General features: G+C 69.6%; 10 protein-coding genes and 1 pseudogene. 3 read left to right on the top strand and 8 right to left on the bottom strand.

Annotated elements, in window-relative coordinates; all coding sequences use genetic code 11:
* The first annotated feature begins 145 nt into the window (after positions 1–145).
* The gene (locus CSR00_RS27905) at positions 146–406 is read left to right on the top strand and encodes a hypothetical protein (protein WP_245906671.1); all 261 of its coding nucleotides are present in this window, start codon (positions 146–148) and stop codon (positions 404–406) included.
* Here the strand turns inward: CSR00_RS27905 and CSR00_RS27910 are convergent.
* The 5 genes from CSR00_RS27910 to CSR00_RS27930 all read right to left on the bottom strand — a co-directional run bounded on the left by CSR00_RS27910 (position 393) and on the right by CSR00_RS27930 (position 7019).
* On the bottom strand, positions 393–1604 hold the full coding sequence (locus tag CSR00_RS27910) for a cation:proton antiporter (protein ID WP_099025630.1): 1212 nt from the start codon (positions 1602–1604) through the stop codon (positions 393–395). The two genes, CSR00_RS27905 and CSR00_RS27910, sit on opposite strands and share 14 nt — an antisense overlap.
* Before the next feature lie 97 nt (positions 1605–1701).
* Positions 1702–3033, bottom strand: a complete 1332-nt coding sequence (locus CSR00_RS27915; RefSeq protein WP_099025631.1) for an RNA 5'-3' helicase PhoH2 — start codon at positions 3031–3033, stop codon at positions 1702–1704.
* A 219-nt stretch (positions 3034–3252) separates the two neighbouring features.
* Positions 3253–4080 carry an acyl-ACP desaturase gene (locus tag CSR00_RS27920; RefSeq protein WP_099025632.1) on the bottom strand — a complete coding sequence of 276 codons (828 nt, stop codon included), beginning with the start codon at positions 4078–4080 and terminating at the stop codon, positions 3253–3255.
* A gap of 90 nt (positions 4081–4170) precedes the next feature.
* Entirely contained in the window at positions 4171–5661 is a 1491-nt protein-coding gene (locus CSR00_RS27925) for a glycine hydroxymethyltransferase (RefSeq protein ID WP_099025633.1), read from the bottom strand.
* Between the two features lie 140 nt (positions 5662–5801).
* A complete protein-coding gene (locus CSR00_RS27930; protein ID WP_099025634.1) occupies positions 5802–7019 on the bottom strand; it encodes a DUF885 domain-containing protein in 1218 nt (405 codons plus the stop codon).
* A gap of 331 nt (positions 7020–7350) precedes the next feature.
* Here CSR00_RS27930 and coaA point away from each other — a divergent pair, with 331 nt between their 5' ends.
* Positions 7351–8289 carry a type I pantothenate kinase gene (coaA, locus tag CSR00_RS27935; RefSeq protein ID WP_099025635.1) on the top strand — a complete coding sequence of 313 codons (939 nt, stop codon included), beginning with the start codon at positions 7351–7353 and terminating at the stop codon, positions 8287–8289.
* Positions 8290–8326: 37 nt separating this feature from the next.
* Here coaA and CSR00_RS27940 read toward each other — a convergent pair whose 3' ends face one another.
* On the bottom strand, positions 8327–9124 hold the full coding sequence (locus CSR00_RS27940) for a (2Z,6E)-farnesyl diphosphate synthase (RefSeq protein WP_099025636.1): 798 nt from the start codon (positions 9122–9124) through the stop codon (positions 8327–8329).
* 74 nt (positions 9125–9198) lie between these two features.
* On the opposite strand from CSR00_RS27940, the gene trhA reads away from it, so the two are divergent.
* A complete protein-coding gene (trhA, locus tag CSR00_RS27945; protein ID WP_099025637.1) occupies positions 9199–9942 on the top strand; it encodes a PAQR family membrane homeostasis protein TrhA in 744 nt (247 codons plus the stop codon).
* 56 nt (positions 9943–9998) lie between these two features.
* Here trhA and CSR00_RS27950 read toward each other — a convergent pair whose 3' ends face one another.
* Together CSR00_RS27950 and CSR00_RS27955 are read right to left on the bottom strand one after the other, a co-directional pair.
* Positions 9999–10367: a nuclear transport factor 2 family protein gene (locus CSR00_RS27950; protein ID WP_099025638.1), complete on the bottom strand. Its 369-nt coding sequence runs from the start codon at positions 10365–10367 to the stop codon at positions 9999–10001.
* Positions 10368–10377: 10 nt separating this feature from the next.
* Positions 10378–11065, bottom strand: a pseudogene (locus CSR00_RS27955) (thioredoxin domain-containing protein); the annotation flags it as partial.

Here is an 11065-nt window from a genome sequence, read left to right on the forward strand (position 1 = left end):
GCGGCGACGGGGGCGGTGACGGGGGCGGTGACAGGGACGGTGACAGAGCCGGTGACAGGGACGGTGACAGGGACGGTGACTTTGTGCCCTTCGACCCACTCAGTGTGATCTGGCACACTGTAAAGCAGGACATGACGCGGGAGGGGTGTTCTTTTTGATGATGGTCGGGACTCAGCCGAGCAGGCAGCAACTCGATGCGCAGGCTCTGGCGTTCCTGGGTTCGGAATTCGCGGGGCGGGCCTATGCCGAATGGCCGATCGAGCGCCGTCTGCAAGCGTTCCTCAAGCATCAGGGGCTGGAGCGGGGCTGCAACGGCGCCGCGTTCGACGTACTGCTGCAGCGGGTGATGGGAAGTTTCGCGCGGGCGCGGCGAGCCGGTCTGCTCGGCCCACTCACGAACCACTAGTCACCAGCCGGTCTCGCGAGACCAGCCGGATACCGATCGGCGCCGTCAGGCTCTGCAACACCAGGCTGATGGTGACCGTCACCGCCACGGCCTGGGTGAAGACGTCCGCGTGCTCGATGTCGCCGCTCTGGATCACCAGCAGGCCCAGTACCAGCGTGCCGATGCCGCGCGGGCCGAACCACCCGATGAACAGCCGGCTGACACGGGGCAGGTCGGTGCCCAGCAGCGCCACCGACACCGCGGCCAACCGCACGGCGATCACCGCGAGCAGCCCGAACGCCACCACCTGCCAACTGGTGTCGCGCCAGCCGATGATCACCGCAGAGGCACCGAACAGCGCGAACACCAGCAGCTCCAACAGCGAGGCCGCGGCATCGGAGAACTGGGTCGGGACCTCCGTGCCGGCCCGGTGGGCCGCCCAGGAGTAGGCCATCCCCCCGGCGAAGGCGGCGACGAACCCGCTGCCGTGGAACGACTCGGCCACCTCGAAGCAGACCAGCGCCACCGCCAGCGTCGCCAGCCGCGCCCACGTCTCGCTCATCCACCCCCGCTGGTGGGCGCGCACCAGGATGAGGCCGCCCAAAGCGCCGATCGCCACGCCGACGCCCAGCGACAGCACCTCGGTCCGCAGCAGCACCCCGAGCCAGCGGGCGGGCTCGTGCTCGGTTCGCTGCGCGTCGAACGCCAGCACCGCCAGCACCACAGCCAGCGCGAAGCCGTCGTAGCAGCCGCTCTCGGTCGACATCACGTGCCGGACGCGCTCGGGGATGCGCCTGTCGTCCAGCAGCGCCTCGATCAGCGCCACCTCGGTGGGGGCGACGACGGCGGCCAGGCAGATCGCCTCCCACAGCGGCATCACCGGCAGCAGCACCAGGGCGGTCACGGTGCCCAGCGCGATGGTCAGCGGAATGCCGAACACCAGCAGCCGGAAGGTCACGCGCCCCCGGCGCAGCGCACCCCGCAGATCGGTCTCCGCGGCCTGGTTGAACAGGATCGCGGTCAGGGCCAGCTGAGCCAGCACGGTGAAGCCGGCGGTGTCCCCGCCGGCCTCTAGGACACCGGCGCCGAACGGGCCCAACACCATTCCCAGAACGACGAAGACCAGCGCCGGGGCGACATACCAGCGGTTGATCAGTCCGGAGACCACCGAATAGCACAGCACCAGCACGGTCAGCACCAGCGCCGTTTCGGTGTGCATGCGACGGGATCTTAGCCAGCCGACGAGCGGCGCGCCGGGTCAGCGGCGCGCCGGTTCGCCACGGTTGGAGATCGTGCGGGCCGGACCGGGGACGGGGTCAGGACAGCGAGGTCGGGCTGATCTCCTCGAGCATCTCGGTCACCAGCGCCGCGATCGGGGACCGCTCGCTGCGCAGCAGCGTGATGTGAGCGAACAGCGGATGCCCCTTGAGCTTCTCGATCACCGCCGCGACACCGTCGTGCCGCCCGACGCGCAGGTTGTCACGCTGGGCGACGTCGTGGGTCAGGACCACCCTGGAGCCCGAACCCAGCCGGGACAGCACGGTGAGCAGGACGTTGCGTTCCAGGGACTGCGCCTCGTCGACGATGACGAAGGAGTCGTGCAGCGAGCGCCCACGGATGTGGGTCAGCGGCAGCACTTCCAGCATCCCGCGGGAGAGCACCTCTTCGAGCACCGCCGGGCTGGCCAGTCCCTCCAGGGTGTCGAACACCGCCTGGGCCCAGGGGCCCATCTTCTCGCTCTCACTGCCGGGCAGATAGCCCAGCTCCTGCCCGCCGACGGCGTAGAGCGGGCGGAACACGACCACCTTGCGCTGGGTCCGGCGCTCGAGCACCGCCTCCAGTCCGGCGCACAGTGCCAGCGCCGACTTGCCGGTGCCGGCCTTGCCGCCCAGCGACACGATGCCCACCGATTCGTCGAGGAGCAGGTCGAGGGCGACGCGCTGCTCGGCCGAGCGCCCGCGCAGGCCGAACGCCTCGCGATCGCCGCGGACCAGCTGCACCCGCTTCTCGGCGTTGACCCGGCCGAGTGCGTGCGAATTGCCGCCCAGCAGCCGAATCCCGGTGTGGCACGGCAGGTCCCGGGCCGCCTCCAGATCGATCTCGCCGTCCGCGAACAGGGTGTCGATCTCGTCGCCGATGGTGTCGAGCTCGGTCATCCCCGTCCAGCCGGAGGTGATCACGTCCTGGGCGTGGTACTCGTCGGCGCGCAGACCGACCGCACCGGCCTTGACCCGCAGCGGAATGTCCTTGCTGACCAGGGTGACTCGCTTGCCCTCGGCGGCCAGATTGGCCGCACAGGTCAGGATTCGGGCGTCGTTGGTATCCGTCCGGAAGCCCGCCGGCAGTACGGTGGGGTCGCTGTGGTTGAGTTCGACCTGCAGCGTGCCGCCTTGCGTGCCAACGGGAATGGGTTGGTCGAGCCGTCCGTGCTCCAGCCGCAGGTCATCGAACAACCGCAGCGACTGGCGGGCGAACCAGCCCAGCTCGTGGTGGTGACGTTTGGCCTCGAGCTCGCTGATGACCACCAGGGGGACGACGACTTCGTGTTCGGCGAACCTGGTGAACGCCCACGGATCGGACAGCAGGACGGACGTGTCCAGGACGTAGGTCAGCACGTCATCCCGGGATACCGACGGCGAATCAGTCACGTGGCGCTCCTCGACCCCACGCGGCCCCGCGGAGGTATGTCAGCGGGCGCAGCGGCATCAGGACCGGGGCCGGTCCTGCCGTAGTCGCTACGGGAGATACCGCCCGGACAGCAGAGCATGTCGCTAGCCATCGACAGCGACGCTACTCCCGGTGAGCCGTTCGCGCTCTGCAGGCGCGCCGAGGGGTGTCGGCGGTCCGCGCCGACTGAAGCACTCCGGTCAGATCACGTACTGGCGCAGCTCGGGGCGGTCGTCGACCCCGAAGGCCAGGATCTCGTCGGAGATCACCTGTCGCAGCTGGTCGGGGCCGAAGATCCCGGCCTCGGCGACGGTGGCCACCTTCTCCGGGTAGGCGTTGATGTCGGCACCGGGTACCTGCAGCTCAGCGGCGCGGGCGGCCACGGCGCGCACCGTCTCGGCCTCGTCGTACTGCAGGCACCAGCGCACCAGGTTGGCGAAGAACACCTCGTGGCGCTCCTCGTCGGCGGCGATCTTCTCCACCATGGCGCGCAGGGTCGGGTCCTCGATGTGTTCGGCCAGGCGCCGCATGAACACCCCGTGCGAGCGCTCCAGGAACGCCATCTGCACCAACGTCTCGATCTGGGTGAACCAGTCGGCGCGGTAGCCCTTGTTCATCACGTGGTCGACGCGGACGTCCTCGTTGGCGGTGGGGTCGAAGTTGCGGGTGACCACCAGGTAGTTGCGCAGCACGATCGCGTGCAGGTGTTCCTCGGCGGTCCAGCGGCCCAGCCAGCGGCCCCACTTCCACTCCAGGATGAAGTGCTCGACGAGCTCACGGTGGTAGCCGGCGAGGTTGTCCTTGGTGATGAGCATGATCTCCAGCGCATCCACCACGGGCTTGGGGAGGCTGACCTGCGACGGGTCCCAGTCCTGTCCCCCGAGGAACGCGAAGTTCTCCCCCTGGTCGAAGGGCACGTAGTCGTGCGCGAACCACGGGTCGGCGGTGTCGAGATGGCGTTGCAGATTCTCGGCGACCACCGGCTCCAGCTCAAGCGTCAGCGTGTTGGCAACAATTCTCTCGGCCATGAAGTAAATGTAACCCGAATTCACACATTTCTTGAAATCCGGTCGGGCCGTGTCCGGGAATTGGTGACCAAAGACCCCGGATCGGGTCGATCAGAGCGTCAGCCCGGGGTAGAGCGGGTTGGCGGCGAGCAGTTCGGCCGCGGCGGCGTGCACCCGCTGCGCGGTGCCGTCGGCCATGGCGTACTTCGCCTTGGACGGACCGTTGGGCCCGGCCGCGGGGTCGGTGTTGTTGAGCACCTCGACCACCAGCTCGGCGACCCGGTCGAAGTCGTCGGCACCGAATCCCCGGGTGGTCAGCGCCGGGGTGCCGAACCGGATGCCGCTGGTGTACCAGGCCCCGTTGGGGTCGGCCGGGATGGCGTTGCGGTTGGTGACGATGCCCGAATCCAGCAGCGCCGACTCCGCCTGCCGGCCCGTCAGCCCGAACGAGGTCACGTCCAGCAGCACCAGGTGGTTGTCGGTGCCGCCGGTCACCAGCCGTGCGCCCCGCTTGAGGAATCCGTCGGCCAGCGCCCGGGCGTTGTCGGCGACGGCCTGCGCGTAGGCCCGGAAGGAGGGTTGGCGGGCCTCGGCCAGCGCGACGGCCTTGGCGGCCATGACATGCGACAACGGGCCGCCCAGCACCATCGGGCAGCCCTTGTCGACGGCGGGGGCGTACTCCTCGGTGGCCAGTACCAGCCCACCGCGGGGCCCGCGCAGCGACTTGTGCGTGGTGGTGGTGGTGACGTGGGCGTGCGGGACGGGATCCTCGTCGCCGGTGAACACCTTGCCCGCGACCAGCCCCGCGAAGTGGGCCATGTCGACCATCAGGGTGGCGCCGACCTCGTCGGCGATCTCGCGCATCTTGGCGAAGTTGACCCGGCGCGGATAGGCCGAGTAGCCGGCCACCAGCACCAGCGGCTTGAACTCCCGGGCCGCGGCGGCCACCGCGTTGTAGTCGATCAGGCCCGTCTGCGGATCGGTGCCGTAGCTGCGCTGGTGGAACATCTTGCCGGAGATGTTGGGCCGGAATCCGTGGGTCAGATGCCCACCGGTGTCCAGCGACATGCCCATCAACCGCTGGTTGCCCATCCTGGACCGCAGCGTCTCCCAGTCCGCCTCGGACAGGTCGTTGACTCCCTTGGCGCCGAACTCGGCCAGCCCCGGGGCCTCCACCCGGGTGGCCAGGATCGCCCAGTAGGCAACCAGGTTGGCGTCGATGCCCGAGTGCGGCTGGGCGTAGGCGTAGGGCGACCCGAACAGCTCGCGGGCATGCTCGGCGGCCACCGACTCGACGGTGTCGACGTTCTGGCAGGCCGCGTAGAAGCGGTGCCCGATGGTGCCCTCGGCGTACTTGTCGGACAGCCAGGTGCCCATGGTCAGCAGCACCGCCGGTGAGGCGTAGTTCTCACTGGCGATCAGCTTCAGCGAGTCACGCTGGTCGGCAAGTTCCTTGCGGGTGGCGTCGGCGATCCGAGGCTCGACGGTCTCGATGATCCCGAGGATGTTGCGGTAGGCCGCGCTCGCGGTGTCGGCGTACTCGGCACCGGGAGCAGCAGGGGACACCTTCGCGGTCGTTGTCGCGGTCGGATCGGTAGCCATGCCGAACAGCCTAATGCCCCGCCCCGCGCCGTCCTGACCCGTGCTCAGACCGCAGTGGCGCGCAGCGCTCAGGCCGCAGTGGCGCGCAGCGCTCAGGCCGCAGTGGCGCGCAGCGCTCAGGCCGCAGTGGCGCGCAGCGCTCAGGCCGCAGTGGCGCGCAGCGCCGAAGGCACGAGCGGCTCGTCGAGCAGGCGCCCGAAGCGCGCGGTCAGGCTCACCTCGGCCGGGCGCTCGTCCAGCCAGGCCCGCAGCAACCGGTAGCCCTCGACGTAGGTGCTGGTGTAGGCCCGCCACAACGGCGAGGACAGGAAGCGCAGCATCTGCCGGGCCCGGGCGCCCTCGACCAGCAGCCAGCGCTGCAGGAAGGCCGCCACCTCGTCGGCGTCGCGGTGCTCGTCGTGCAGCATCAGGGCCGCGTCCTGGCGCACCTCGGCCAGCGCCGCGGTCGCCCCCGAGATCGCCTCGGCGCGCTCACCGTCGAACCGCAGCCCCAGATCGGCGTAGATCTCGGCGGCCCAGGCACCCCAGCCCGGGCCGATCGCGGCGTAGAGCGCGAGGTCGGCCAGGCCCTCGGCCATCAGGCACTGCGGGGTGTTGACCAGGAAGATGGTCTGCTCCAGCTGGCCCTGACCCTCGACCAGGCCGGCCTCCTTGCGGCAGTGCTCGGTGTGGTGGCCGGGATAGGACTCGTGGGCGACCAGCCGGGGCAGGTTCGACATCTGCTGCTTGAGGTCGGCGTTGACCGCCACCGTCGAGCGGTAGTCCCCCTCGTAGTAGTTGAATCCCGACCACGGTTTGTCGGTGACGATCTCGTAGGTGATGGTCTCGCGGTCGGGCAGCGGGTACTCGGCGCGGACGCGGTCGCGCAACGCGCTGGAGAACGCCTCGATGCAGTCACCGAGCCGCTCGGGCGGGATCTCCTCGGCGCTGCGGTGCGCCTGGATGCGGGCGGCCAGCGGGCCGGTCCCGCCGAGCGCGGCGTCCAGGTCGCGGTGCTCCTGCCGGTAGCGTTCCGGGTCGCCCTTGGCGATGGTGACGTCGAAGTAGTCGCGCACCTCATCGACGAACCCGACGTCGGCGCCGGCGAACTTGCGGCCGGCGCAGTCCAGGGCCCGCAGATGGGCGTCGAGGTAGTCCGCCCGTGCGTCGGTGAAACCCCGGACCCGCGGCACCTCGGGCAGGGCCTCCGCGAGTTCGCGGGCCCGGCGGGCCAGCTCGGCGGGCTCGGGCGCCGGCTCGGCCGCCACCGCGCGGCGCAGCGCCGGGTCTCCGGTGAAGGAGTCGACGTAGCCCTCCTCGACGCGGTCGAACCGCAGGCCGAGCAGCAGGTACTCGCGGACCAGGGTCTCGGGTTCCATGCCGACAACGGTAGCGATGCCGGGCCGCGATCACCGCCCCGCGGGCTCAGCTCAGCTCGTGGTCATCGTTCTGGTGTGCGCAGACGTTGCCGTCGTCCCGGGTGTTCTGGCACACACCGGTGAAGTTCCGCGGGCTGTACACCTTGCAGCTGCACTTCTTGCACTTCCCGTAGCCTTCCGGACCGGGTGCGCTCCCACCGTGAGATGCCATGGATCCCCCCCTATCGTCGGGCATGGCCACGGTAACACCGGTCCTGCGCTACCCCGGGCGGTCACGCCGGGTGTGGCCCCACACGACCGGCCGGAAGCCACAGCTGTAAGACTGTGTGCCATGTCGCGGCTGAGCGAGCCGAGTCCCTATGTGGAGTTCGACCGGAAACAATGGCGTGCCCTGCGCATGTCGACTCCGCTGAAGCTGACCGAGGAAGAAGTCGTCGGACTGCGCGGCCTCGGCGAACAGCTCGACCTCCTCGAGGTCGAGGAGGTCTACCTGCCGCTGGCCCGTCTGATCCATCTGCAGGTCGCCGCCCGCCAGCGCCTCTTCGCCGCCACCGCCGAGTTCCTCGGCGAACCGCAACAGAACCCGGACCGGCCGGTGCCGTTCGTCATCGGTGTCGCAGGCAGCGTCGCGGTGGGCAAGTCGACCACGGCGCGTGTGTTGCAGGCCCTGCTCGCCCGCTGGGAGCACCACCCGCTGGTGGATCTGGTGACCACCGACGGCTTTCTCTACCCCAACCACGAACTGACCCGCCGGAACCTGATGCACCGAAAAGGCTTTCCGGAGAGCTACGACCGCCGCGCGTTGATGCGGTTCGTCACCTCGGTGAAATCGGGCGCCGACGAGGTCTGCGCACCGGTCTACTCCCACCTGCTCTACGACATCCTGCCGGACCAGAAACACGTCGTCCGCCACCCCGACATCCTCATCCTGGAGGGCCTCAACGTCCTGCAGACCGGGCCGACGCTGATGGTGTCGGACCTCTTCGATTTCTCGGTGTACGTCGACGCCCGCATCGAGGACATCGAGCAGTGGTACGTCTCCCGGTTCCTGGCGATGCGCAAGGGCGCCTTCGCCGACCCGCAATCGCACTTCCACATGTACTCGACGTTGACCGACGACCAGGCGGTGATGGCCGCCCGCGACATCTGGCAGTCGATCAACCGGCCGAACCTCATCGAGAACATCCTGCCGACCCGCCCCCGGGCCACGCTGGTGCTGCGCAAGGACGCCGACCACTCCATCAACCGGTTGCGGCTGCGCAAGCTCTGAACCGGCCGCCGCGACTCCAGGCTTCCCCGGAACCGGCTCAGGCGCCGAATCTCCTGTGCCGCAGCGAATAGTCCCGCAGCGCCCGCAGGAAGTCGACCCGCCGGAACTCGGGCCAGTGCGCCTCGGTGAACCACATCTCGGAGTAGGCGCTCTGCCACAGCAGGAACCCCGACAGCCGCTGCTCCCCCGACGTGCGGATCACCAGGTCGGGGTCGGGCTGCCCGGAGGTGTAGAGGTTCTCCGAGATCGCGTCGGCGGTGACCGCCTCGACGAGCTGCTCGCCGGTGGCACCGTTGGCCAGCTCCTTGGACAGCAGCGCGCGCACCGCGTCGACGATCTCCTGGCGTCCGCCGTAGCCCACGGCGACGTTGACGTGGAATCCGCCGTCGCGCTCTGGGGCGGAGGCCTTCTCGACCGCCTGGCGCACCCGCCGCGCGGGCTCCTCGCCCAGCAGTTCCAGGTCGCCGACGGTCCGCACGCTCCAGTGGTTGGCGGGCGCACAGATCTCCTCGACGACGTCGGTGATGATCTCGATCAGCGCGGCCAGCTCGTCGGGGTCGCGCTGGAGGTTCTCCGTCGAGAGCAGATAGACGGTGGTCAGCTCGATGCCGGCGTCCTGGCACCACCGCAGCATCTCGGCGATCTTGGCCGCGCCCATCCGGTAACCGAAGCTGACGTCGTCGTAGCCGGCGTCCCGGGCCCAGCGCCGGTTGCCGTCACAGAGCACCGCGATGTGCCGCGGCAGTTGTGATCTGGATCGCGTCACCTCGTGACGAAGCCGCATCTCATAGAGCCGGTACATCGGCTCCTTGAGTCGCGGGGGAATGATCTCCACAGAAATCCAGACTACTGTGGCCGTGGGTGAATCCCCGAAAGTCCGGGCACCTTCCCAGGCATCACGGAGGTGATATGTCCACGCCCATCTCGACCGAGGATCCGCGCCGGCGGGGCTCCCGTTCCATCGAGGACGCGGAGGACCTGCCCGAGGCCGTCGTCGAAGGCGTCGTCGAGTTCTTCGGTAAGCCGCGCGCACGCGGGTGGATCCACCTGTACTCGGCGGTCGTGGCCGCCGTCGCCGGCGCCGCCCTGGTGTCGGTGTCCTGGGCGGTGGATTCGCTGCGGGCCGGCATCGCGACGCTGATCTACACGCTGACGATCGTGGCGATGTTCGCCGTCAGCGCCACGTATCACCGGGTGCACTGGACCTCGACGGCGGCGCGGACCTGGATGAAGCGCCTCGACCATTCGATGATCTTCATCTTCATCGCCGGCAGCTACACGCCGTTCGCGCTGCTGGCGCTGCCTGAGCGGCAGGGCTGGCAGCTGTTCTCGATCGTGTGGGGCGGCGCGCTGGCCGGAGTGGCGCTGAAGATGTTGTGGCCGACATCACCGCGCTGGCTGGGGGTGCCGCTCTACATCCTGCTCGGCTGGGTGGCCGCGTGGTACGCGGTGCCCATCACCCACGGCGCCGGCGTGGCGGCGATGGTGCTGCTGGCCGTCGGCGGCGCGCTCTACAGCATCGGCGGCGTGCTCTACGCGCTCAAGTGGCCCAACCCGTGGCCGAGCACGTTCGGCCACCACGAGTTCTTCCACGCGTGCACGGCGGTGGCGGCGATCTGCCACTACATCGCCATGTGGTTCGCGGTTTTCTAGAGCTGGGTCGGAGCTGGATTCAGAGCTGGATTCTAGAGCTGGATTCGGAGCTGGATTCAGAGCTGGACGATGTCCGCGGGGCCCCAGTAGGCCTTCATCGAGGAGATCTGCCCGTCCCCGTTGAACGTCATGACCTCGATCGGCTCGATGCGCATCGCATTGCCGACGGTGATGGCGAAGGCGAAGGCCGCCTCGTGCCCGCCCGCCCGGAAGGTCAGCAGTTCGGTCTTGATCTCGGCGCCGTCGGTGGCCTTGTAGAACCCGGCGATCGCGTGCCGGCCGATGTGCACCTCGCCGCCGCCGACCGGATCCTCCAGCGTGGCGTCCTCGGCGTAGAGGGCGGCGACGTCCTCGGCGGTGCCGGTGGCCACCGTGTCGAGGTAGCGCGTGACGAGCGTCTTCAGGTCCTCGGGCGCAAGACTCATGGCCCGCACGCTACACGGGCGTACCGAGCGCTTCAGCGAGATCCCGCGCTGTGGTCACCGGAAGGTCGCAGACCCTGCCGCGGCACACGTAGGCGGCATCGACTCCCTCGATGCGGCCCCGCCCGGTCAGCAGTTCCGCCGAGTCCTGCGGACCGCCGACGACGACGGCACCCCCGGGGGCCAGCCGGCGCGCAGCGGCCAGCAGGCCCGAGGAGCCGGGTTCGGCGCAGGCCACCGCGACCTGCAGGGGCCCGCGTACCGCCGCCTCGGCCACGGCCAGCCAGTGACCGCCCGAGCGTGGCGCCCGTGCCAGCACCGGCGAGTGCGCCAGCAGCGTCTCGGCGGCGGCCTGCCCGTAACGCTGCGATCGTTCCGCGCCGACCAGATGCGCCGCGGTGAGCAGGGCCTCGGCCACCGACGAGGCGCCCGACGGGGTGGCCCCGTCGATCGGATCGGACGGGCGCACCATCAGCGCCTCGGCGTCGTCGGCGGTGTCGAACCACCGTCCGGGGCGGTCCGGGTCGGCGAAATGGGCCAGCGCGGTGTCCAGCAGCCCGGTGGCCGCGGCAAGCCAGTGCTGCGCCCGGGCCGGTTCCGAGGTCAGCTGGTGCAGCGTCAGCAGCCCGGTGGCCAGGTTCGCGTAGTCCTCCAGGATGGCCGCGCTGTCCCCCACCCTGGCTCTTAAACACTTCCTACCG

This window comes from Mycolicibacterium palauense (assembly GCF_002592005.1).
Lineage (GTDB): Bacteria > Actinomycetota > Actinomycetes > Mycobacteriales > Mycobacteriaceae > Mycobacterium > Mycobacterium palauense.